23 protein-coding genes are annotated in these 22,898 nt (G+C 58.8%); 13 read left to right on the top strand and 10 right to left on the bottom strand.

What is annotated here, in order from left to right:
* Positions 1-153 precede the first annotated feature (153 nt).
* The 4 genes from ACNAZS_RS08775 to ACNAZS_RS08760 all read left to right on the top strand — a co-directional run bounded on the left by ACNAZS_RS08775 (position 154) and on the right by ACNAZS_RS08760 (position 4,369).
* Positions 154-1,236: an LLM class flavin-dependent oxidoreductase gene (locus tag ACNAZS_RS08775; protein ID WP_415788272.1), complete on the top strand. Its 1,083-nt coding sequence runs from the start codon at positions 154-156 to the stop codon at positions 1,234-1,236.
* Positions 1,237-1,267: 31 nt separating this feature from the next.
* Entirely contained in the window at positions 1,268-2,494 is a 1,227-nt protein-coding gene (locus tag ACNAZS_RS08770) for a CaiB/BaiF CoA transferase family protein (protein ID WP_415788270.1), read from the top strand.
* Entirely contained in the window at positions 2,494-3,276 is a 783-nt protein-coding gene (locus tag ACNAZS_RS08765) for an enoyl-CoA hydratase/isomerase family protein (protein ID WP_415788268.1), read from the top strand. Before ACNAZS_RS08770 ends, ACNAZS_RS08765 begins: the two co-directional genes overlap by 1 nt.
* 112 nt (positions 3,277-3,388) lie before the next feature.
* Entirely contained in the window at positions 3,389-4,369 is a 981-nt protein-coding gene (locus tag ACNAZS_RS08760; protein ID WP_415788266.1) for a Bug family tripartite tricarboxylate transporter substrate binding protein, read from the top strand.
* A 29-nt stretch (positions 4,370-4,398) separates the two neighbouring features.
* On the opposite strand, the gene ACNAZS_RS08755 is transcribed toward ACNAZS_RS08760, so the two are convergent.
* The 5 genes from ACNAZS_RS08755 to ACNAZS_RS08735 all read right to left on the bottom strand — a co-directional run bounded on the left by ACNAZS_RS08755 (position 4,399) and on the right by ACNAZS_RS08735 (position 9,319).
* Positions 4,399-5,184, bottom strand: coding sequence for an IclR family transcriptional regulator (locus ACNAZS_RS08755; RefSeq protein ID WP_415788264.1), 786 nt, complete (start codon positions 5,182-5,184; stop codon positions 4,399-4,401).
* 72 nt (positions 5,185-5,256) lie between these two features.
* On the bottom strand, positions 5,257-6,234 hold the full coding sequence (locus tag ACNAZS_RS08750) for a Bug family tripartite tricarboxylate transporter substrate binding protein (protein ID WP_415788262.1): 978 nt from the start codon (positions 6,232-6,234) through the stop codon (positions 5,257-5,259).
* Between the two features lie 47 nt (positions 6,235-6,281).
* Positions 6,282-7,073, bottom strand: coding sequence for an enoyl-CoA hydratase/isomerase family protein (locus tag ACNAZS_RS08745; RefSeq protein WP_415788260.1), 792 nt, complete (start codon positions 7,071-7,073; stop codon positions 6,282-6,284).
* Between the two features lie 3 nt (positions 7,074-7,076).
* On the bottom strand, positions 7,077-8,165 hold the full coding sequence (locus ACNAZS_RS08740) for an acyl-CoA dehydrogenase family protein (RefSeq protein ID WP_415788258.1): 1,089 nt from the start codon (positions 8,163-8,165) through the stop codon (positions 7,077-7,079).
* Entirely contained in the window at positions 8,162-9,319 is a 1,158-nt protein-coding gene (locus ACNAZS_RS08735; protein WP_415788256.1) for an acyl-CoA dehydrogenase family protein, read from the bottom strand. The genes ACNAZS_RS08740 and ACNAZS_RS08735 overlap by 4 nt, the downstream gene beginning before the upstream one ends.
* 181 nt (positions 9,320-9,500) lie before the next feature.
* On the opposite strand from ACNAZS_RS08735, the gene ACNAZS_RS08730 reads away from it, so the two are divergent.
* On the top strand, positions 9,501-10,691 hold the full coding sequence (locus ACNAZS_RS08730; RefSeq protein ID WP_415788254.1) for a CaiB/BaiF CoA transferase family protein: 1,191 nt from the start codon (positions 9,501-9,503) through the stop codon (positions 10,689-10,691).
* A gap of 42 nt (positions 10,692-10,733) precedes the next feature.
* Here the strand turns inward: ACNAZS_RS08730 and ACNAZS_RS08725 are convergent, their stop codons facing one another.
* Positions 10,734-11,084 (bottom strand): hypothetical protein, encoded by a 351-nt coding sequence (locus tag ACNAZS_RS08725; RefSeq protein ID WP_415788252.1) that lies wholly within the window; start codon positions 11,082-11,084, stop codon positions 10,734-10,736.
* A 177-nt stretch (positions 11,085-11,261) separates the two neighbouring features.
* On the opposite strand from ACNAZS_RS08725, the gene ACNAZS_RS08720 reads away from it, so the two are divergent.
* A complete protein-coding gene (locus tag ACNAZS_RS08720; protein ID WP_415788250.1) occupies positions 11,262-12,077 on the top strand; it encodes a helix-turn-helix domain-containing protein in 816 nt (271 codons plus the stop codon).
* A 77-nt stretch (positions 12,078-12,154) separates the two neighbouring features.
* Positions 12,155-12,799: a LysE family translocator gene (locus ACNAZS_RS08715; protein WP_415788248.1), complete on the top strand. Its 645-nt coding sequence runs from the start codon at positions 12,155-12,157 to the stop codon at positions 12,797-12,799.
* A gap of 151 nt (positions 12,800-12,950) precedes the next feature.
* Here ACNAZS_RS08715 and ACNAZS_RS08710 read toward each other — a convergent pair whose 3' ends face one another.
* Complete coding sequence (locus tag ACNAZS_RS08710; protein ID WP_415788246.1) at positions 12,951-13,709, bottom strand: IclR family transcriptional regulator; 759 nt, start codon at positions 13,707-13,709, stop codon at positions 12,951-12,953.
* 29 nt (positions 13,710-13,738) lie between these two features.
* Between ACNAZS_RS08710 and ACNAZS_RS08705 the strand changes: the two genes are divergently transcribed.
* Positions 13,739-14,755, top strand: coding sequence for a Bug family tripartite tricarboxylate transporter substrate binding protein (locus tag ACNAZS_RS08705; protein WP_415788244.1), 1,017 nt, complete (start codon positions 13,739-13,741; stop codon positions 14,753-14,755).
* Between the two features lie 52 nt (positions 14,756-14,807).
* On the top strand, positions 14,808-15,563 hold the full coding sequence (locus ACNAZS_RS08700) for an isochorismatase family protein (RefSeq protein WP_415788242.1): 756 nt from the start codon (positions 14,808-14,810) through the stop codon (positions 15,561-15,563).
* A gap of 94 nt (positions 15,564-15,657) precedes the next feature.
* Here the strand turns inward: ACNAZS_RS08700 and ACNAZS_RS08695 are convergent, their stop codons facing one another.
* Positions 15,658-16,584 carry a LysR family transcriptional regulator gene (locus ACNAZS_RS08695; RefSeq protein WP_415788882.1) on the bottom strand — a complete coding sequence of 309 codons (927 nt, stop codon included), beginning with the start codon at positions 16,582-16,584 and terminating at the stop codon, positions 15,658-15,660.
* A gap of 133 nt (positions 16,585-16,717) precedes the next feature.
* Here ACNAZS_RS08695 and ACNAZS_RS08690 point away from each other — a divergent pair, with 133 nt between their 5' ends.
* Positions 16,718-17,485: an SDR family oxidoreductase gene (locus ACNAZS_RS08690; RefSeq protein WP_415788240.1), complete on the top strand. Its 768-nt coding sequence runs from the start codon at positions 16,718-16,720 to the stop codon at positions 17,483-17,485.
* Positions 17,486-17,605: 120 nt separating this feature from the next.
* Here the strand turns inward: ACNAZS_RS08690 and ACNAZS_RS08685 are convergent, their stop codons facing one another.
* Positions 17,606-18,190: a TetR/AcrR family transcriptional regulator gene (locus ACNAZS_RS08685; RefSeq protein ID WP_415788238.1), complete on the bottom strand. Its 585-nt coding sequence runs from the start codon at positions 18,188-18,190 to the stop codon at positions 17,606-17,608.
* Positions 18,191-18,368: 178 nt separating this feature from the next.
* Complete coding sequence (locus ACNAZS_RS08680) at positions 18,369-19,139, bottom strand: IclR family transcriptional regulator (protein WP_415788880.1); 771 nt, start codon at positions 19,137-19,139, stop codon at positions 18,369-18,371.
* Between the two features lie 160 nt (positions 19,140-19,299).
* Here ACNAZS_RS08680 and ACNAZS_RS08675 point away from each other — a divergent pair, with 160 nt between their 5' ends.
* From ACNAZS_RS08675 to ACNAZS_RS08665, 3 genes are all read left to right on the top strand, one after another.
* Positions 19,300-20,103, top strand: coding sequence for a hypothetical protein (locus ACNAZS_RS08675; protein WP_415788236.1), 804 nt, complete (start codon positions 19,300-19,302; stop codon positions 20,101-20,103).
* 24 nt (positions 20,104-20,127) lie between these two features.
* On the top strand, positions 20,128-21,855 hold the full coding sequence (locus ACNAZS_RS08670) for a thiamine pyrophosphate-binding protein (RefSeq protein WP_415788234.1): 1,728 nt from the start codon (positions 20,128-20,130) through the stop codon (positions 21,853-21,855).
* 119 nt (positions 21,856-21,974) lie between these two features.
* A complete protein-coding gene (locus tag ACNAZS_RS08665) occupies positions 21,975-22,898 on the top strand; it encodes a Bug family tripartite tricarboxylate transporter substrate binding protein (protein WP_415788232.1) in 924 nt (307 codons plus the stop codon).

Below are 22,898 nucleotides of genomic sequence, written 5' to 3'. Positions count from 1 at the left end.
AAGCACCGTAGGCGTAGCCATTCGATCATTCCGTTTTTTGTAAGGCTAGTGTTCCGCGAAGTGCACTTCTCGCGCCAAAGACCCTTACCTAGAATGTGCCGATCGCGTGGTGGCGCAAGCCCCATGCTCGGGCTTCTTCACTGAGGAAACAATATGGACTTCGGCATCTTCAACCTGTTGCAGCAACGCGATACGAACAAGCCTTCCGACCAGATCGTATCGGAGACCGTGGCACTGACAAGACTGGCCGATGAACTCGGGTTTGCTGCGGCATGGTATGCCGAACATCATTTCTCGAACTACGGCCTGTGCCCCTCGCCCCTGGTGATGGTGGCGCACTGTGCCGCACTGACCAAGCGCATACGCCTGGGTCCCGGGGTGATCGTGGCGCCGCTATATACGCCCGCACGCCTGGTGGCCGAGATCGCGCTAGTGGATCAGTTGTCCGGCGGGCGCCTGAACATCGGCCTGGGCGGCGGATACCAGCAATACGAATTCGAACGGTTTGGCGTCATGATGGACAACACACGCGAGCGTTCGCTGGAAATGTTGGACATCATCGAGCAAGGCCTTACACAAAAAAAATTCAGCTATGACGGCGAATTCTACAAACAACTGACCTCGGCCATCAGCGTGCGGCCAACGCAGCAGCCCATGCCGCCGGTATGGCTTGCCAGTGGCGACCCGCTGCTGATGCGTCGTGCCATCCAGGACAACCACACCATTTTCGTGGGTGGCGGCCTGGGCAACTACAAGCGCATGGGTGGTCTGCGCGCGATCATCGACGACCTGTGCGAATCCGAAGGCAAGCATCCAGCCGATGCCAAAGTGGCGTTGCTGCGCTTCGCCTATGCCAGCGACGACGAAGCAGAGATCGACCATTTCGTCGACTGCGCCCGCTATCAGCAGCGCATTGCGGTTGCGCTGAAAACCCGTAAGGAATCCGTGGCGGACGACTACATGATCCAGGAGCAACCCTTCGACAAGGAACTGCCGATGGAAAAAATCAAGGCCAACCTGCCCGTGGGTAACGTAGAAACCGTCATCGAGCGCCTGGTGCGGGATATTCGCGTCGTGCGCCCGCACCATGTTGCGATTCACACGCAGATCGGCGACCTGGACCACGGCGCCATGTGCAGGCAGCTTGAACTGTGGGCCAGCACAATCATCCCCGCTGTCCAGAAAGAAGTAGCCAAATTCGACCCTTACGTGCGGGTCAGCGCCGTTGCCGGATAAGACTGTGTGCCCCCCCTTTCAAGGTAGTGCCATGCAAGCAAACACTGCACACAACGCCGATGACGCCCAGGATACACCGGCGTTAGAAGGCATCCGCGTCATCGACGTCAGCCGGGTGCTGGCGGCGCCCTTCTGCGGCCAGCTGCTGGCCGACATGGGCGCGGACGTCATCAAAGTGGAAGGCCCCAAGGGAGACGAAAATCGCGGCTGGCCGCCGTTCAACGAGTCCGGGCAAAGCTGCAACTTCATGAGCGTAAACCGCGGCAAGCGCGGCATCACGCTGAACCTGAAAACCGAGCGTGGCCGCGAGCTTCTATACCAGTTACTCGAAAAAGCCGACGTGCTCATCCACAATTATCTACCCGAGGTGGCAGCTCCGCTGGGCATAGATGAGGCACTGTTCCGGCAACGCTTTCCACATCTGATCGTATGCGGAATATCGGCATTCGGCGCACACGGGCCGATGCGAAACCGTCCCGGCTACGACTCGTTGCTGCAGGCATTCTCCGGCATCATGGGCTTTACTGGAGAACGCGGCGGAAAATCGGTGCGATCCGGCGTGTCGTTCGTGGATATGACGACGGGGGTCTTCGCCTACAGCGGCGTGCTGTCGGCGCTAATGCGACGCGTGCGCACCGGCAAGGGCTCCAACGTGCAGGTGTCGTTGTTGGAGACTGCCATCGCCCTACTCAGCTATCACGGCGTATCGTGGCTGGAAGCCGGCGTGCTGCCCGAGAAGGAAGGTTCCGGACTATGGAACCAAGTGCCCTACCAAGCCTTCCAGTGCCAAGATAAAGAACTGGCCACCGGCGCGCTCAACGACGCCACCTGGCGCCGCATGTGCGACGCCATTGGCCGTCCGGATCTGCGGGATGACCCCTCCCTGGCCACTAACGCGCAGCGACTGGAACGACGCGAGGAAGTCATCGGCATTTTCGCCGAAGCCTTCCGGCACGATACGGCAGCCGCCTGGACCGAGAGGCTGGGTGAGCGCGGCGTGCCGGTGGCCCCCATGCACACGGTCGCCGATGCCCTGACGCATGAACAATCGCTGGCCAACCAGATGGTCATGCAGATGACCGACCAGGACGGCCGCTCATTGCGCCTGCTGGGCATGCCCTTCAAGATCGGCCACCCGGCCAGCTTCGCCCGCCGCCCGCCGCCGCGCCTGGGCGAGCACACGGACGAAGTCCTACAAGAGCTGGCCTCACTATCGCCCCAGGACTTGGCCGCATTGCGCGCGCAGGAGGTCATCTGATGGCGAAGATCGAGGTCCAGGCTGGCGCGAACGGCGCGGTGACGTTCTGGCTAGACAACCCCGCCAAACATAACGCCTTGACTGAAAGCATGCTGGCCAACCTGGTCAGCGGCATCCAACACCAAGCCGCTCTTCCAGGAACACGCCTGATTGTTATACGCGGCCGGCAGGGAATCTTCTGCGCCGGCCGAGATGTCTCGGATCTGCAGACCCGCGCCCCCCAGGCTAAACACAGTGCCACGGAACAAGTACGTCCGGCCAAGCAACTCGCGGACACGCTGTTGAACTGCCCGGTGCCCACCGTGGCCGCAGTGTCCGGCCGCGCCATCGGATTGGGCCTGGGCATCGTTGTGTGGTGCGACTTGGCTATCGCGGACGAGAGCGCCAGTTTCAGCGTACCGGAAGCTCGCCTGGGTATTCCGCCCAGCATGACCGCCTGGTCGCTGGCCCGCGTGGTGGGCGTACGCAGCGCGGCCGACTGGGTCTTGCGCGGCCGCACCGTCAGGGCACAAGAGGCCTGGCATTGCGGCTTGGTCCCACGGCCTTGCCAGGATGAAGCCGACTTGTCGCGCGTGCTGGAAGTCATCGCTCAGGACGTGCGTCGCTGCGGCCCTGCGGCCCTGCGTGCCAGCAAGGCGTTGATGCGTGAACTGGACGGACAAGCTTTTATGCAAGGCCTCGAACACGCCACTCGAGTAGCGGCCGATTCGCTGGCCAGTGACGAAGCCGTGGAAGGCATGCGGGCCTTCCGCGAGAAGCGTCCGCCTATGTGGATGATCTGAGTCATTCAGCGCAGGGTCGTGCCACCGCCCCATCCTGAAGTCCTGCCGATCGATGCGCCGCAAAAGCCAGCTTGCATAGAACAACACCCTGCAGTCAAAAATGGAGACAACCATGTTGCTGAAGACGATGAGAGCATGCGCCGCCGCGGTAGTGGCAGGCCTGATAAGCCTGTCCCTGCCCGCCCAGGCCGACGACAAGTTTCCCTCGCAGCCCATCCGGCTGGTGCTGTCCTACCCGCCAGGCGGCGTGATGGACCCCGTGGCGCGCCTCCTGGCGCCGCATCTGGCCGACGAACTAGGCCAGCCCGTGGTAGTGGAGAACCGCCCAGGTGCGTCTGGCACCATCGGCGCCGCCTACGTATCGCGCGCTAAACCTGACGGCTACACCATCCTGTTCGCCCCCAATGGCGTATCGCTGCATCCTGTCACCATGAAGAAAATCGCCGGCTATGACGTACGCACTGACCTGCAGAGCGTCAGCCTCGTAGCCTCTGGGCCGTACCTGTTGGTGGTAAGCGCGAAATTTCCCGTCAACAGCGTGCCAGAACTGATCGATTACGTGAAGAAGAATCCAGGCAAAGTGTTCTATGGCACCGCGGGCACAGCATCGCCCTTGCACCTGCTGACGGAGCTTTTCGGCCACGCCGCCGGCATCAACATGACCCATGTGCCGTACCAGGGCAATGGCCCCGTGGTGAAAGCACTGCTCAGCAACGAAATCCAGGTCGGGTTCGACACCATCCCCGGCGCCAGGGCATTGGCCGAAGCCGGCCGCCTGAAGATCCTGGCCGTCACCACCACCAAGCGCAACGCATCTCTGCCCGACACGCCGACGCTGGAAGAATCAGGCGTGGACGTCGATGCATCGCTATGGCAGGCGTTCTTCCTGCCCAAGGGCACGCCGCGTCCCATTGTGGACCGGTGGAATGCTGCGATTCTGAAAGTGTTGCAGATCCCGGAAGTGCGTGAGCGGATGAATGGGTACGGCTTCGATCTGGAAGGCACGACACCCGAAGCGCTGGCGCGGCAGATCGAGCGGGAAGTCAAGCAATGGGAAGACGTCGTGAAACGCTCCGACATTGCGTTGAACTGACGAAGCGGCAGGCCGCGGACGCCACTGGCCTATGGCGTGCCGTGGTCCGCCAGCCGATCCCCGCCCTGCAGGTAGATGCCGGATAGCGCTCTGATGGCAGTCACCACTTTCTCTTTCTTCCGCTTCAAGCGGAACACCGGTCCCGCGACGGCAATGGCGCACTGAGACTGGCCGTAAACTAACGGAATCGGCATGCCAATGGCGCATATCCCTTCGGTCAGTCTGTCGGTATACGCGTAACCTTGCGCCTTGATCTCGTCGATCTCGGTGACGAGATGGTTGGCATTGATAAGATTTTTTTCGAGCACGCTTTCTTTATTCAACTGCCCGATCAGCTCGCGCAGTTCATCATGAGAATAGCGCGACAACAGCGCCCGCCCAATAGCGCTTTGGGTGATGGGGCGCAGCAGGCCGGGCTTCAGATAGAAGCGCAGCAGCTCTCTGGATTGCACGGTATGCAGATACTGGGCGTACAGTCCATTGCGGGCACCCAGTATCACCGTTTCACCCGTATCTCTCTGCAGTTGCTGCATCAGCGCAATGACCGCCCCGCCCCGAAACAATCCGCCCATCAGCCAGCCGCCCATCATGGCGACGCGCAAGGTAGGGATATACACCTTGTGCTCGCTATCGAAATGTACATACTGTTTGGCGCACAGGCTTTTCAGGATTGCCAGCACGCTAGACATGGGGTAGCTCAGTTCGCTGGCGATTTCCGTCAGGTTCAGGGGCCGTTGCCGCAAAGCAAACAGCTCTAGAATAGTGATCACCCGATCAGCGGACTTGACCGAGGTTGGCTTCGGGTTGCTCGACATGGGCATGGCACAGGCGGTGATGGGATGAGGCTACACGGATGATAAAGGACATCGGCCGTCTGCTGGTTTGCCTTAATGTACTGTCAGGTTCGCCTGTTGCGCGATGTCTTGCCACATCGCGATCTCCTGGCTGACCTGCGCCCGCGTATCCTGGGCCGTGCGCCAGCGTACGGTGTCGCCCAGATTATGCACCTGCCGCATGAAAGCCGCGTCGGCCACCACCTGCTTCAGCTCGGCTTCCAGTCGTTGTTGCACCGCTGCCGGCGTTTTAGCCGGCGCCACGATCGCGGTCCAGACCATTGCGTGTTCCGCGAAGTCGGCCAATGCCGGATCAATCTCGGAAACCAACGGCACAGCGGGATACTTGACCAGGCGCTGCGAGCCGGTGACCGCCAGCAATGACACTTTGCCGCTTTGCGCCAGTGGAATCGAGAACGACGGGGCAAAAGACCCCAGGTCCAACCGGCCCGCATACAGATCGCTGACCGTATCGGAGTTGCCCTTATAGCGCACCGGCAGCATCTGCACGCCCGCCGAGCGAGTGAACATTGCACCGGCCACCATCGATACATTGCCCACCACCGCGTACGAGACGCTTTCCGGTTTTGCCCTGCTGTCCTCGATGAACGACTGTAGGTTAGTGCGCGGATTGTTCACGCCAGTGACGAACACATAGGGATATGCGCTGATGCTGCCGATATATGCAAAATCGTCCAGCGTGTTGATCGCATATTTTTCGTGAATGGCCGGTGCGATTGTCAGCAAACCGTTGGTGATGAACAGCAGCGAGTAACCGTCCGGTTCACTGCTGAGCAATTCGCGCGCCGCGATGATATTGTCACCCCCCGGCTTGTTGATTACAGTAATGGTCTGATCCAGGCGCTTGCCCAAATGGTCTGCGACCAAGCGGGCCATGTTGTCGGTTGGGCCTCCGGCTGAGAACGGCACAATCAGCCGTATCGGTCGACTGGGATACTTATCCGCGGCCGCGACAGCACACGGCATGATCACCGAGACGGCGAGCAGCAAACGGGCAACAAGCGTATTCAATGTCTTATCTCCTGATTTTTTTGGTGTAGCGGGTCCGCCTCGGGACTTCATCGTCCCTTGAATTTCGGTTGTCTCTTTTCCTTGAATGCGTTGAGCGCTTCCTGGTGGTCTTCTGTTGAAAACAGCACTGCCATATGCGAGGACACCTGCTCCAGGTGTGTGCGCAGATCGATGGAGAGTCCCTGGTACGCGGCCTTCTTCATCATGCGCACGGCGAGCGGCGGACCGGCGGCAATGCGCTGGGCCATTTCATAAACAGTCGGCATTAGTTGCTCGTCCGGCACCACCTGGTTTACCAGACCGATACGTTCGGCCTCTTCCGCCTCGACAAAGCGCGCGGTCCACAAGAGCTCCAGTGCCCGCGGCATGCCGATCAGCCGTGGCAGGTACCAGGCGCCGCCATCACCTGCCATGATGCCGACTCGCACGTAAGTCTCGGCAAACCGGGCGCTGGCTGCGGCGATCCGGATGTCACCCATTAACGCCATGTCCATGCCTGCCCCCGTTGCCACACCATTGACCGCCACGATCACCGGCTTGTCCAGGGATTCCATGACCAGCGGAATGCGATGCACGCGATTGGCCAGCGACATCTTGCGCATATATGGGGTTTCTTGTTGCTTGCGTTCGTCCATGCCGTTGACGTCGCCACCGGAACAGAAGCCTCGCCCCTTGCCGGTCAACACGATGGCGCCGATGGTGTCGTCGTTTTGCGCATCCAGCAACGCCTCGACCCAGTCATGCAGCATCGCCGTCGTAAAAGCATTGAGTTTTTCGGGGCGGTTCAGCGTAATGGTCGCTACGCCGTCATGCTTGTCGTATAGCAGTTCATCAGTCATGAGTCACGCCTCCAGGTCAATGTCAGAAGGTGCAGTGATAAAAGCCCACAGTGCGCGCTCGTCAATCTGCTCCAGCCGTTCACCCGCCCACGCAGCCCAGTGCGTATCCGATCCGAATTCATCGCGCCATGACATCAACCGCCGGGTCGAGAGATGCAACGGATGCTCATGAGTAAAGCCCATCGCGCCATGGACTTGATGAGCGATGGCGCAAACTTGTGTCGCCGCCTCGCTGGCGCGAATCTTGGCGAAGGCTGCCACAATGGAAACACCGCTGGCCGCGTACAGATGGATCCCCGCATCGGCGGCGGCAGTGGCGCTGGCAACCTGAGCAGCCAGTTCCGCAATCTGGTGCTGAATGGCCTGGAATTTGGCGATGGGCCTGCCGAACTGCACGCGTTCGGTGGCGTACTGCACGGTCATCTCCAACACCTGCTGCGCCGCGCCGGTCATTTGCACGCTGCGCAGCAAAGCCCCTTCGATCGGCAAGGCCTGCACAATGCGTTCGACATCGTGTAGGGCAACGTGGGCGGCCGCCACCGGCGTGCGCTCATACCGCAAGGCGTCACGTGGCTCGCCCGCCAGATTAGTGCCCCACTCGGCTCGCTGGCCCGGTGGCAACAGCGCCAGGCCGGTTCGGCCGTCGCATTGCACCGGCGCCACCACGCCCGCCACGTGCCGCCCCCACGGCACGCGCCGTACCATGCCACTGACAACATAGCCGTCCGGTGTCGCCTGCGCCTGTAGCGGCACAGATTCGCTGTATGTGCTCAGGCTCAACGGCGAATCAGGATCGCATGGCACACCCGCCGCACTGAGTGCGCGCTGTGCAAGATAGGTTTCGACCAGAGGCAGAGGCACGTTAAAGCGCCCAGCCTGCCGCACCAGCAAGGCCAGTGAGGGCAAGGCCAGGCCAACCTGCCCCGGCTCGAATTCGGTGACCGCGGCTGACGTCAAGCCCATAGCCTGAAGATCGGCCCAGGCATCGGGCAGCCAGTCGCCGTGCTCGACACGTTCAAACACACTGCGCGTGCACAAGTCGGTAAAAAACCGCACCGCGCTATCGTTGAGGAGTTGATCTACGTCGTTCATCGTAACCCTAGGCGTTTAGCGATAATGCCGCGCAGAATTTCCTTGGTTCCGCCGCGGATCGAATAGGCCGGTGCATACAGCGTCGAGTACCTAAGCGAGGCGTTGAAAGCGTCGTTCTCGCCGAAGCCATCTCGCTGTTCATCTGAAAACAGCGTGCGTGCCACTTCGGGAATATCCTGCTCCAACCGCGTTCCCAGATCCTTTGCCAGCGCGGCCTCGGTGTTCGGCACGATGCCGCGCTCCAACATCCCGGCGATCGATGACGACATCTGGTGCATCGTCCATAGCCGTGTCACCAGGCGTGCGATGGAGGCCGAGCGGCTTTGACTAGGATGCTGGCGCGCTTTGGCAACCGTCGCTGTCAACAAGTGATAGGTGCTGAGCCAGCGGTCCGGACCGCTGCGTTCGTAAACCAGTTCGTTGGTGACCTGCGCCCAACCATTACCGATGGCACCCACCACGCAGGCGTCGGGGATAAATACGTCGTCGAACACCACCTCGTTGAAATCATGCTCGCCGGCCAGGTTGATGATCGGTCGCACGGTGATACCGGGCAGGCTCAAGTCCACGAGAAATTGGCTCACCCCCTCGCGCCGGGACTCGCCTCGCGGGCCAGTGCGCGCAAACAGGATCATCATGTGCACGCGATGGGCATTGCTCGTCCATATCTTGCTGCCTGTGATCCTCCATCCGCCTTCGACCTGCAACGCCTTGGTCCGGATCGACGCCAGATCCGAACCCGAATCGGCCTCACTCATGCCGATGCAGAAATAGCATTCACCCGCGGCGATACGCGGCAGGTATTCCTGACGTTGCGCCTCGGTGCCGAAACGCAGCAGCAATGGCCCGCTCTGCCGATCAGCAATCCAGTGCGCCCGCACCGGTGCCACGGCCGCCAACAGTTCTTCCGTGACAACAAAGCGTTCCATGGCACTGCGAGCATGGCCACCGTATTGCCTAGGCCAGGTCATGCCTATCCATCCTTGCCGCCCCAGCGCACGGCTAAATGACGGATCCGGCTCGGCCCAACCGCAGGGCACGTCCCGGATACGTCCGGCCTGGCGCTCGGCATCGACGAAGTCCCGTACTTCCTGGCGCAATTTTTTTAATTCATTAGGTTCTTCATATATGGAAAAACCGATCAGCGCATTCATATCCAATGACTCCTATGAATCAGGAGAAAATGGTAAGAGCATCTCGCGCATATAGTGAATCTTAAATTCACATATATGAATAAATAGTGTAGATAATTCGGTTGCGTGAATTTAGAACCTGAAAAATAATAGAGGCCTTGCCTCTCGGCCAGAGACATACGGAACTCAGGAGAACCCAGTCATGAACAAGGCGGCGCCCGCAACTGACACACAGCAAGTATCCAGCGGTCCGCTGGCCGGCATCAGAGTCGTGGATCTAACCTCGGTCGTACTGGGGCCCTTGGCGACGCAAATATTGGCCGACTACGGCGCGGACGTGATCAAAGTCGAAGGCCCCACTGGCGATATCATCCGCTCCAATGGCGTATCCACACACAAGGGCATGGGCTCGATCTATCTGGCGCTCAACCGTAACAAGCGATCGGTCGTGCTCGACCTGAAACAGGCAGACGGCCGCCAGGCCTTGCGCGAGCTGATATGCACGGCCGACGTTCTCGTGCACAACATGCGCGTCAAGGCCATCGAAAAACTGGGCTTCGGCTACGACGCCGTGCGCGAATTGAATCCCCGTATCGTCTATTGCGCGGCCACCGGATTTGGACAGGATGGTCCGCATCGCGACCGCCCGGCATTCGACGACATCATCCAGGCCTCGTCGGGCTTCGTCGGCGTGGGATCGCTGGGTAAAGATGTACCCGAATACTCGCCCAACCTGATCGCCGACAAGACCATTGGCCTCTTCACTGCCAACGCCGTCACCACTGCGCTGTTTCACCGCGAACGGACACAGCAGGGCCAGTATGTCGAGATCCCCATGCTGGAAACCATGGCATCCTTTGTACTGGCCGAGCACATGGCCGGGCTGACCTTTCCTGGCTCAAAAGAACCCGCCGGGTACAAGCGCATCGTTCGAGGCGGGCGCCGTCCGTACCCCACCAAGGATGGATGGATCGGCGTATTGCCTTACACCGAAAAGCACTGGATCGCGTTCTTCAACGCAGTAGGCAAGGCCGAGCTCATTGAAGAATTCGACATCGCGGACCGTCAGAAGCGCAACGCCCGTATCCAGGAAATCTATGCGGCCCTGGGCAGTATCACGCCACTGAAAACCACCGACGAGTGGCTTGATCTATGCAACACGCTCGACATACCGGCGACGCGCATCTACGAACTCGAAGACCTGCCTGAACATCCCCACTTGAAAGCCGTAGGTCTGTTCGAAGAGTCTTCTCACCCTGTTGTTGGCAACATTCGGCAAATCCGGCCAACGGTGCGATTCAGCGCGACACCGCTGACCATCTACCGGCACGCGCCCACGCTGGGAGAACATACCGACGAAATCCTGGCTGAGCTCAAGTCCGGCAAGCGCTAGTGCGCCGATGCTTACGTCAATTTTTGACGATTCATCCGGCGATTACGGAAGCCTGGAGATAATAAACGCGACCTCGTACTGATGGCCCGGGTATTGGCTGTTCGCCCAGGATGCGAATTCTTGCTTGGTGACGCGATGGTGATAGGCATTGTGTAGCCACACCGTGAATTCTTCTTGCTGCGCCGTCGTATCCAATGGGATGCGTTTGTATTTCGGATCGGCTTTTATCTGACTGATGAGCGTGTCGGTCCAAGCATTGAATGGCTTGTCCATACCGGCAGCCACTACTCGCGGATCTTCCTGGCTGCCTGTTGCGCAGCCTTGGAGTAATGGCATCGCAAGCGCAAACGTGGTTACGACAGCAGCGCTAACGCGATTCAATCGGGTAATCATGCTGGGATCCTCAAGTTTCAACGATAGGGCTACCGGCGTAGCTCGAAAGTACAAACTATGCCGCAGCATACTTACATAGATACTACAGGATCATCTCCTGGCACAACTCCCGCGCCGCCGAGCCGGTTTCCACCCGCTTAGCTACATGGATGATGAACGGCCGAAATATAATTGGCCATGGACCCCACCACCCAATTCTGGCGCGACCCCGCCCTTCCCTATGCGGAAAGCCGTCGCGCCTGCCATAGCCGGGCCTGCTATAAGCCGCACAGCCATCCAACTTTTTCCATCGGCGCGGTCGATCAGGGCACAAGCCACTTTACCGGCGCAGGCAACAGCCCAGTCACCCTGCATGCCGGTATTGTCGTGTTCGTTCCCGCATCTCGTGCTCATGCCTGCAACCCCGCACCCGACACAGCATGGAGCTATCAGATGCTGCATCTGGACGCAGTTTGGCTCCATGCCGTCCGTCAAGAATATGCACGAGGGGACGCCAGCCGCTGGGACAAGGAGCCGATCCGAATCGTGGACGAACCCACGGTCTATGCGCGCTTCTGCCGTCTCAATGAACTACTGTTTTCTCAGGCGAGTCCATACAACAAAGAAGCTGCACTAATTGAGTTCATTGGGGAGTGCGATGAAACACAGGGGCTACGCATCGGCGCCCCCGACATCTCCTCGCACCTGAACGAACAGATCCGCCCTGTTCTGGATTTCTTGCAAGACGGCCCTGCCGCTGACACAGCGTTGAGCGATCTGGCGCAACTAGCCGGCATGAGCCGCTATCAGTTGATCCGTGCTTTCCGAGCCGCTACGGGTATGACACCCCATGCCTGGCAGTTAAACCAGCGCATCAACCTTGCGCGCGAGCGAATACGAGCGGGCGACGGCATCGCCGAAGTCGCCTATCGTCTGGACTTTGCGGATCAAGCGCATTTCCAGCGTGTTTTCAAGGCTCACACGGGGGTCACTCCGGGCTGCTTCCGGCTATAAATCCACTGCAATTTTCTTCAATACGGGCTCGCCAAAAATCGACACACTGCCAGCAATGACTCGAATGTGTGTGTTCAATGCAGCAGTTTCTGATAATCGCCGCAGCGCATTTTCTAGCGTTGCTATCGCCTGGCCCTGATTTTTTCCTGATTACCCGTACCTCGCTCTCCGCAGGTTGGCGGATCGCCGGCGGTGCCTGCTTAGGTATCGCCGTGGCCAATGGTGTTTTCATCGTTGCCGCATTCGCCGGCACATCCGCACTGCGACCAGATAGCGCGCTGTTCGTCGTCCTGCAAGTTGCGGGCTGTACCTATCTGCTCTATCTCGGCGTGCTGTTCATTCGCTTCGCGGGTGCCAATGCCTTGAATGGCGCGCCCTCACCTGCACTGCGCTCCGCCAAGCCGATGCCGCAGGCCATGATGTGGTGGCGCGCGGCCGGCATGGGCTTTCTGTCAGGCATTCTCAACCCCAAGAATGCCCTGTTCTACGCGAGCCTGGCTGCCATGCTGGCGGGCCCCCGTACCAGTGGGGGAGGGAAACTCTTCTATGGCGCGTGGATGTTCAGCATCGTGTTGCTATGGGACTTACTGGTCGCGGCCATGATCGGCAACCAAGCCGTCCGACGGCGCTTCGCACGCGCGTTGCCTTGGTTGGAGCGCGTCTCGGGTGTCATGTTGATTGTGCTTGCCTTGGGCGTCCTTGCCGCCCTTGTGATGCGTTGATGACACTATTCCCGACGTTGCCTGGACGTCGCTCTCGGGTAATCCCCTAATTACGAAGTCCCGAGCAAGCAGGATAATTTACCTATTAATTGAAATGACGTTTCATCTAGAGAAACGATCGATGACTTCGCTGTTCTTAACCGCCCACGATTCAGATGGCCGCCCCGATCTCTGCCGCCAGCTCTTTGATGCTATGTCCGTATTCACGTTCAAATGCCGCCAGTGGCATAGCCGACATATGCACTACTACATTGACGCTAGCAACAGGCCGTCCTTGATAGACGACTGCACACGCCACGGCCCGGCCATTAGTCAGCGGACTCTCGGTATCCGCCATGGCATAGCCATGCTTGCGGGTGCTGGCCAGTTGGCTCAACAAAGCTTTGGGCGCGCGCGCCGCGTCATAATCAGGGCCCGGCTTGCTCTCCAAGCTTGCAAGCACCATGCGCAACTCGGACTCGGGCAACGCTGCCAAATAGGCGCGCCCCAGTGCCGTACGCAACAACGGAACGCGCGACCCTGGTTTGGTATTCACCGAGAGGTAGCCCGGTGCCCGGCTAGTATCCAGAATCACCATAGCGTCGGCGTCGAAGATACCCAGCTCTATAGGCCAACCCGCCGCTTGGCGATGGCGCTCAAGAATAGGCCCCGCCACGGACAGCAGATGGGATTGGGCTTCGTAGCCATTCGACAGCCCAAGCACCTTTGCAGTGACGGCATAGCGACGTTCGCCGGGCTGCATCATGACATAGCCCGCATACGTCAGGGTCTCAAGGATCCGCACCACAGTGGGCTTGGCAATGCCGGTTTCATCGTGGATCTGACCGACGGCCATGGGTCCGCGTTCGTTCAGGCAGTGCAGCACGTCCAGGCCTCGCAACAGCGCCGCCACGGGTTCATAGGATCCCATCGATACACACTTCTTCAGGAGAAAACCACATGGTAACTCGACGTCAGGTCTTGTCCGTATTATCGGCCACCGCAGGCCTGGGCGCGTTAGGCGCCATGCATCGGACCAATGCGGCAACAACGGCTGCTGCGACATCCACCTATCCTGATCGCGCCGTGCGGTTGATCGTGCCCTATGCACCGGGCGGCGGCACTGACAGCATGGCACGCGTCCTGGCACGCAAACTCTCGGACATCTGGGGGCAAAAGGTCATCGTCGAAAACCGACCCGGCGCCAGCGAATCGATTGCCGCGTCGCACGTTGCACGGGCGCCGGCTGATGGCTACACCATACTGTTCGCTTCGGACTCGACATTTCAGTTAAATCCTCTGCTATACAACAACCTGTCCTATCGTCCGGACGAGGATTTGACACCAGTCACCCGATTTGCGTCGGCGCCATTCGGACTGTTCGTCAATGCAAAATCACCGGTAAATACCTTCGAGGAATTCCTGTCGTATGCCCGCGAAAATCGGGGCGAAGTGTTCTTTGGTTCTTACGGAATCTCGAATTCGACGCACTTGGGTCTGGCCTGGATATCCAAGAAATTCGACCTCGGCATGGAAGGAGTGCCTTTCGGTGGTCAAAACCCCGCAATGACGGCGCTGCTTAGTGGTGACTGCGACATCCTGTTCGCCAATATCATCCCGTCCAGCGTTGGGTTCATTGATAAGGGTGACCTGAAAGTGCTGGTGACATCGGGCGATGCGCGACTGCCCGCGGCACCCAACGTACCGACGTTTCGTGAGTTGGGCTATGACGATCTGGACACCAGCTACACCTTGGGGCTGGCGGTACCTGCCGGCACGCCTGCCGACATTCAGAACGAAATCGTACAGGCCTGCGCCGAAGCCGTGCGCGATCCCAAAGTCATTGCCTACGCCCGCGACACGCTTTCTATCAACCTGTTCTCCGAAACGCCTGCGCAATACCGCGCGTTCATCGAATCCAGCCGCGCCACATTACGACAACGCATCGCGGCAGCGGGCATTGGCAAGCTTGATTGATGACCGCCCTGCTTGAGTAAACCCTTTTTTGCACAGATCTAGACGAGTCTTCATGCCCACGTTACACCCCGCAGCACGCTTGAACCCTGAATCCGATACTGAACGCGTAGGTTGGCCCGCCCACGTGACGCAGGGATTGATCCTGGAGGCTCGGCCCGAACCCTTGCGATTCGACCCGGCCAGTTCCGCACTGATTGTCGTCGATATGCAGAATGCCTATGTATCTGCAGGTGGATACATGGATCGGGCGGGATTCGATATTTCTTGCGGCCAAACTGTATCTGAACAGACAACACGGGCATTGCAGTATGCACGGCTAGCTGGCATGCAAGTCGTGTTTCTGCAAAACGGATGGGATGCGCAATACGTTGAGGCCGGAGGGCCGGGATCACCGAACTGGCACAAATCCAACGCCCTGAAAACCATGCGCTGTACCGCTGCGATCGATGGCCAGTTGCTAAGCAAAGGAGGCTGGGACTACGCATTAATCGAGGCCATGCGGCCCCGTGACGGGGAAGTCGTTGTAGCCAAGACGCGTTACAGCGGCTTTTTCAACTCTACGTTGGACAGCACCCTACGCGCGCGCGGCATACGGACTTTGATATTCACCGGCGTGGCGACGAACGTCTGCGTGGAGTCGACGCTGCGCGATGCCTATCACCTGGAGTACTTCTGCGTCGTGCTCGAAGACGCCGTCACCCAGGCGGGACCCGAATTCGTTGCAAAAGCATCCCTGTACACGATCGAAACCTTTTTTGGCTGGATCAGCGACACCGGCCGACTCGCCAGCGCGTTGAATCAGGCATAAGCGCGACAGCTTGATCGGGCCCGCGTACTGCGCGTGTGGCCCGCGTTTCGTGCTTGGTGGGTGGCTCTCTGTCAATCGCCCACAGAAAGCCCTTTCACCCCTCGCTCTGGACCAAACGAGCAAAATCCCGCTCCCGGAACTGCTCGATAACATAATCCACAAACACCCTTGTCTTGGCCGGAAGCAATTTCTTCGCAGGATAGTACAAGGACACCGGGCCGACATCCGCTGACCATCCGGGCAGTACCCTTAGCAACGCCCCGGTTTGCAGCCAGGGCACGGCGAATGGCATCGGAAGCAACGCGACACCAAGTCCCATCAGAGCCGCCTGGCAAATGGCATCGGGATCATCGAAGATGATGCGAGGCTGCAAGTCTGCGATCGCCGTGTCGCCAGCCGCGTTGCGCAGCGAGTATTGGTTCAGGCGGCCAGTGTGGCTGGCGCGTCGCACGATGCCATCAAATGCGGCAAGGTCAGACGGGCTGCAGGGCTTCGGTTTGTCATCCATATAGGCGGCAGAAGCCACCGCCACGATATGAATGCGGCCGAGTTCGCGTGCAACTACGCCAGGCTTGAGATCCAGCCCTCCGCCGATACCCGCATCGAATCCCTCGCCGATCAGGTCGACCTGACGGTTCTCAAAACGCCAATCGGGCACGATAGCAGGATAGCGTCGCAGGAATGTATCCAGCAATGGCACCATATAAGCGCGCCCGAAAGCCTGTCCCATACTGACACGCAATGTGCCGGCCGGCTGTTTGTCTTGCTCAGAGACATCGTTCACCGCGTCTGAAAGCGTCGTCAGCGCGGCACTGATCTGTTGCAAAAAACGCTCACCGCCTTCGGTAAGCGTCAGTTTTCGGGTGCTGCGCTGGAACAGCCGCACCCCCAGCGAGGCTTCCAACCTTGCCACATTCTTGCTGACTGCCGCGGGCGTGAGTGCCAGCCGGCGCGCAGCCGCAGAGAAACTGCCGCTTTCGGCGGACTTGACGAAGCATTCGAGGTGGCCAAGTGGCTGCATGGCCATATTTTCAACCATTAGTTGAAAATAATCCATCCGCGCTATGGCTACCGGATGAGAGTGGAATTTTTGATACTAGCGCTACCGATACGGCAGTTGTTATTCCCAGATCTAATATCAAGGAGTTTTCACCATGATGATCAACACGAGCAACCCAACGTCCTCCCCGCTTTCCGAAAAAGTCGCCTTTGTCACCGGCGGGGCCCGAGGAATCGGGGCAGCCATTGTGCGACGCCTGGCCACCGATGGTGCGGCAGTCGTGTTCACCTATGCCTCCTCAAGCACAGAAGCCGAGGCGCTTGCAGCCGACATCAACGCTGCGGGCGGGCGAAGCCTGGCTATACGGGCAGACAGTAGCGATGCAGCGGCGCTGGTCGCCGCTATCGAGCAGGCAGTGACGGCTTATGGTCGTTTAGACGTGCTGGTGAACAACGCTGGCGTGGGGATATTTGGCGAGCTCGACACTTTTACGCTCGAAGATTTTGACCGTACATTGTCCGTAAACGTCCGCGCGGTATTCGTCGGTGTGCAAGCGGCGGCACGCCACATGGGCGAAGGCGGGCGTATTGTGACTATCGGCAGCACCAACTCGGAACGCATGCCATGGGCGGGGGGCGCGACCTACGCGATGAGCAAGGCCGCCATTGTGGGCCTGACGCGCGGCTTGGCCCGCGATCTGGGACCACGCGGCATTACCATCAACAATGTACAGCCCGGTCCCACCGCCACAGACATGAACCCCGTCGAAGGCCCGATGGCCGGCGACATGCACGATCTAATGGCGGTAAAGCGTCATGCACAGCCAGAGGAGATTGCGGCCATGGTGGCATATTTGGCAGGACCTGAAGCCGCCATGGTCACCGGTGCGAGCCTGCTGATTGATGGCGGATTTGCCGCGTGACGCAGTGACCTCGGACGTTGAGCAATCATCGAGCGCGACACGCCCATAATCATGGCACAAACGATCAACGCACTGACGGATTTGCGGGTGAGCCGGAGATTACTTGCCTGCGGAAGACGCCTATAGCAGCAACCCCGTCGTCAGCGCCTGAAACCCCTGTATGGCTTTTTCTGAAGCAGACTGAGGGTCGCTTGCGCTGGCGATCCATAACGAGACACCCAATAATGCCCCGCTGATCAAGCGCGCTGTCGCCAACGCATCGACCTGGCGTACAACGCCGTCTTCGATGAGCTTCTGAATGCTGCGCTGTGTACTCACGATGCACGAGTGCTGACTGGGCCATCGTGACGGATCGCCCAACACCGCGGGGCCGTCCAGAAGCACGATTCGCTGAACCTCGGGTTCAAGCGCCATCTTGATGTAGGCGATGCATTCGTCGATGAAGCCCTCCCATGGGGAGTCCGCCTGTTCTATGATCACCGAAAGTCGCTCCGTCATCTCTTCATCGATTTGAGCGATCACCGCTTCCAGCAGCCCTTTCTTGCCGCCAAAGTGATGATAGAGCGCGCCGCGCGTCAACCCGGCCTGAGCGGTCAGATCATCCATCGAACTTTCCGCGTACCCTTTCGTCGCGAACGCTTCCCTGGCCGCTTTGATGAGCTTGGCCCGGGTCTCCGAAATCATGTCCGCACGCTTTTGAGCCATCTGTTTTTCCAAAAAACTGATCCGAGACGTATGCCGCCCGACATACGGGATGAATGTTGGCAACCATATCCAACATACACCACGTATGTCAATGCACGGCAACGCACCCATGTAACCGTGCAACTCTCGCACGTCGTCAAGACAAGACAGGTCTGCGGGCCCCTTTCAGCTCATTTGGCTATAGCGAAATATTTGTCATCCGCAACGCTTCTTTCAACTGCTGCGCTTCTCGGTGCAGGATATCGACTACGCGTTGCAAATTGGCGCCCGACAAGCGTGACCTAATGGCAGCAACACTCAACGCGGCGCTGACCGCCCCTTGATCATCTAGCACCGGTACACCAACACCGACCATCTCGGGGATGATTCTTCCAGGATTCAATGCATAGCCATGCTGACGTGTCAGCGCAATATCCTCATGCAGAACGTCCAAAGAAGGGTAAGCGGGATGTTGTGCCGAATCGTAGCGGCTGAGGACGTCGTCCACATCTGCCTGGCTTTGAAATGACAACAGCGCAAGGCTTCCGGCGCCCAGGCCGAGGGGCCTGCGATGGCCAGGCTCCAACGTCAGAATCTTGATTGGGAAATCACCAGTTTTTCTATCCACGCAAACGGCATCATCTCCAGAGCGGATCGAGAGATAGGCCGTGTCCCCGGTCTCCAGCGCGATCCGCTGAAGACCGGCCTCGGCCATTTGCAAAATGCCGTGACGACGTGCCGCGGCCAATCCCAGGACGTATGCCTCGCGTCCTAGTGCGTAAGTCTTCAAGTTCGAATCTTGCAGTACGAATCCTTCATGCTGCAACGCGACCAGCATGCGATGAGCGGTTGGCTGTGTCAGACCGGTCGCAGTGGCCAGATCACTGAGCCCCGCACCACGAGGAGGCGCAGCGGCAATCTGCTTCAGCAGGCGCAACACGCGAGAAAGACTTTGAGCGCCCGCTGGCATTTTCGGGACGAGTTGATGATTAACCATAAGCTAAATTGATTCCATCACGTGGAAGTCCATATTGTAATAGCCATGCTTGATATCTAGAATAAATCAACAATAAAGCAATTTAAATCGCGATAGATCGTATCTATCAATATTCCACAATATGGAGTTGCATTTGACTGCCGTTGTTGTTCTGGACAGTGTGACGAAGCTTCAGGCTGATCATCGGTCAGCGGTGGTGATAGCCGCTTCACATGGAGGCGCCTACTCCGGCTATCTGGCCGCCTCTGCAGGTATCGCGGCGATTATTCTGAACAACGCGGGCATTGGTAAAGATGCTTCGGGCGTTGCTGCCTTGGGCTATCTCCAAGCCTATGGCGTTGCAGCCGCGGCGGTTGATCATTTCTCTGCGCGTATCGGGGACGGCGCGGACATGATGGACAACGGTTTGATCAGCCACGCCAATGCATGCGCTTTGCAACATGGCTGCGAACCAGGGATGCGGGTTTCTCAGGCTGCGCGTTTACTGGCCACACTGTCTCTTGCGCCAGCCCAACCGCCTACCGCAATCAATGAGTCCCGCCATGCACTGGAGGCCGGTGCCCCTGTTGCGATCATCGGTATCGATTCAGTGTCGTTACTTTCACCCGATGATAAAGGCGCGCTTGTCGTCACGGCCTCGCATGGGGGATTGTTGGCGTCGTCCGGATCGGACAGTGTTGACGTGCCCGTTCGAGTCATATCTTTCCATGATGCGGGGGGCGGGAAAGACGATGCCGGCTACGGGCGCTTGCCGTCGCTAGCACGTCGCGGTATTGCGGCAGTGACGGTTAGTGCCGATAGCGCACGCATCGGCGACGCCAGCTCGTGCTACCACGACGGGGTCATTTCTCGAGCCAATGAACCCGCGCAAAAGCTGGGGGTGAAACCTGGCCAAACACTGAAATCTTTTTACGCTGCGCTACGCGTAGATAGCTAACTCAAAAAGGAGTTAAGTCTCAATATGTCGGATAAGTTTGAAATCACGGGCGGTGAGGCAGTCGCACGTATGTATGCGGCCCATGGCGTTGGTCCAATGTTCGGCATGGGTGGCTTCCAGATGCTGCCGTTTTATGACGCGGTACGTCGTCTCGGGCTGACGCACTACCTCATTAATGACGAGCGCTGCGGGATTTTCGCCGCTGATGCATATGCCAAAATTACGGGCCGCCCCGGTGTGTGCGATGCCACCCTGGGACCCGGCGCAACCAACTTGGTCACCGGCCTGGCCGAGGCGTTAAACGCAGGATCTCCGCTCGTTGTCCAGGTTGGCGACTCACATCGCGATCACTCCTGGAAAAACATGACGCAAGAGACGCGACAAGTCGAGCTGTTGCGCCCTGTGTGCAAAGAGTTGATCCGCATAGAGCGCATCCAGCGTATTCCAGAATTGGTGCGCCGTGCGTTTGCAGTGGCAACCCACGGCCGGCCAGGCCCCGTTGTACTGGACATCCCTGAAGACATTGCACACGACACCTATACCTTTAATGCATCAGAATTCACCGCCAATGCCGCGAGAACACGCATTCCCGCGCTTCGTATTCGACCTGACACCGAGGCGCTGAAGCAGGCGGCATCTCTCTTGGCCCGCGCCAGTCGCCCCATCATGTTGTGCGGAGGTGGCGTCCATCTCAGCGATGCCGCGCAAACCTTGCAGGCTTTCGCTGAGCAGCTCGATATTCCTGTGGCGCACACGTTAAGTGGAAAAGGCGCCATCGCTTGCACGCATGACTTGAACGCCGGCCTTTTTGGACGCTATAGCCGCATCGCAAACGACCTGATTGCGAAAGCGGACTGCCTATTTGTTGTGGGCTGCAAATTGGGAGAGGTGGCGACGCGCCGTTTTGATCTGTTGCCCAGCGGGGTGCCACTGATTCACCTGGATATCCTGGCGGAAGAATTCGATCGAACCACGCCCGCCGACGTACGTCTGTGGGGCGATATCCAGGCTACGCTTCCGGAGCTTCAAGCCCAGATACTCTCTATGCAAAATACCGCGGCGCGCGGTGATATGGCGACGGAAACCCGCAAGCGCATGAACGAATGGCGTGCTTCGGTGGCAGATAAGCTGCGTTCAAGCGAGCGGCCAGTAGGCATGGCACGCTTGCTGCATGAAATTAACGATTGGCTTCCCGAAGATGGGCTTCTGATTGCAGATGGCGGCTTTGCGGCGCACTGGGGTGGGCTTCTGTTTGACACAAAGCGACCAGGCCGCTCCTTTGTACCAGATCGCGGCTTTGCCTCGATTGGCTACGGCATACCCGGAGCCATTGGCGCCACACTGGCAGCCCCCGGCCGACGGGTACTGAGCCTGACAGGTGATGGTGGTTGCAATATGTCCATTGGTGAATTGGAGACCGCGGTCAGACTGAAATTGCCATTCACACTGCTGGTCGTGAACAACGCTGCCTCCGGTTACGTGAAGGCACTACAACATTTGATGTACGGAGAAGGTGCGTACCAGTCTTCCGACTTGGTCGACACCAATTACGCCAACGTGGCACAAGCGTTGGGGTGCCAAGGTATTCGTGTCGAAGATCCCGCTGACATTCGCGCCGCGCTGGAGTCTGGTGCCGCCTGCACAGATCGCCCTACCGTCATAGACATTGTTGTCACTCGTGACCCATCAAAGATGCTGCCCGGTGTAGATAACCGCGCAGCAAAGATCAAGCCCGGCGATCGTATCGCCTAGGCTTCAACGCCGCCGACAAAGGTGTCGGCGGCACAAACTCTGCAGCAGGGAGACAAATGATGAAAACTATTAAATCAATAATGCTGGCAGCTTCTTCCGCCCTTGTTCTAAGCGCCCCCATGGCGCCCGCTTTCGCACAAACGGACTATCCCAACAAGCCCATCACCTTGGTCGTCCCGTTCCCGCCGGGCGGCACATCCGATGTCGTCGGCCGCATCATGGCGGATGCATTGTCCAAGGAATTGGGCCAGACCGTCATCGTAGACAACAGAGGGGGTGCCGGCGGCACCGTTGGCTCTCGAGTCGTCGCGAGCGCCAAGCCGGATGGCTATACGCTGTTGCTGGGCACCTCCAGCACCAACGGAACAAACTCGGCCGTGTACCGAAACCTGCCGTATGACGCCTATAGTGACTTCACGCCTGTCACTCAGATTATTCGGGTGCCGGGCGTTATTGCGGTGAACAAGATGTTCCCCGGAAAGGACTATGCATCCTTCGTGGAAATACTGAAAACTTCGCCAAAAAAGCATACCTACGCGTCTTCAGGCAATGGGGGCGCCACGCATATGGCCATGGAATACTACAAATCGATGACGGGCCTGAAGATCCTGCACGTGCCCTATCGAGGAACGGGACCGGCACTTAACGACGTTATCGGCGGTCAAGTCGATATGATCTGGGACACCGCGGCGTCATCCATGCCACACATGCTGGCGGGCAATCTGATACCCGTCATGATTGCAGGAAAATCACGCCTGAAGCAGTTGCCTGACGTGCCTACCGCGGCTGAAGTAGGACTACCCGAGTACGACGCTGAAATGTGGAACGGCCTTCTCGCACCGGCCAACTTACCAAAGGACGTGCTAGATAAATTGCACGCAGCGGCCGTTCGCGCACTAAAAAATCCAGAAACGCAAAAACGATATGAAGCCCTCGGCGCCTATGTCATTGCCGATACGCCTGACCAGTTCGGCGACATGATCAAGAATGATATTACCAAGTGGAAAAAGGTCGCTGAGTTTGCCAACATTGCGGTGGATTGA

Source organism: Bordetella tumulicola (assembly GCF_965138755.1).
Classification (GTDB): domain Bacteria; phylum Pseudomonadota; class Gammaproteobacteria; order Burkholderiales; family Burkholderiaceae_B; genus Bordetella_A; species Bordetella_A tumulicola.
This window is presented reverse-complemented; position numbering and strand designations above follow the sequence as displayed.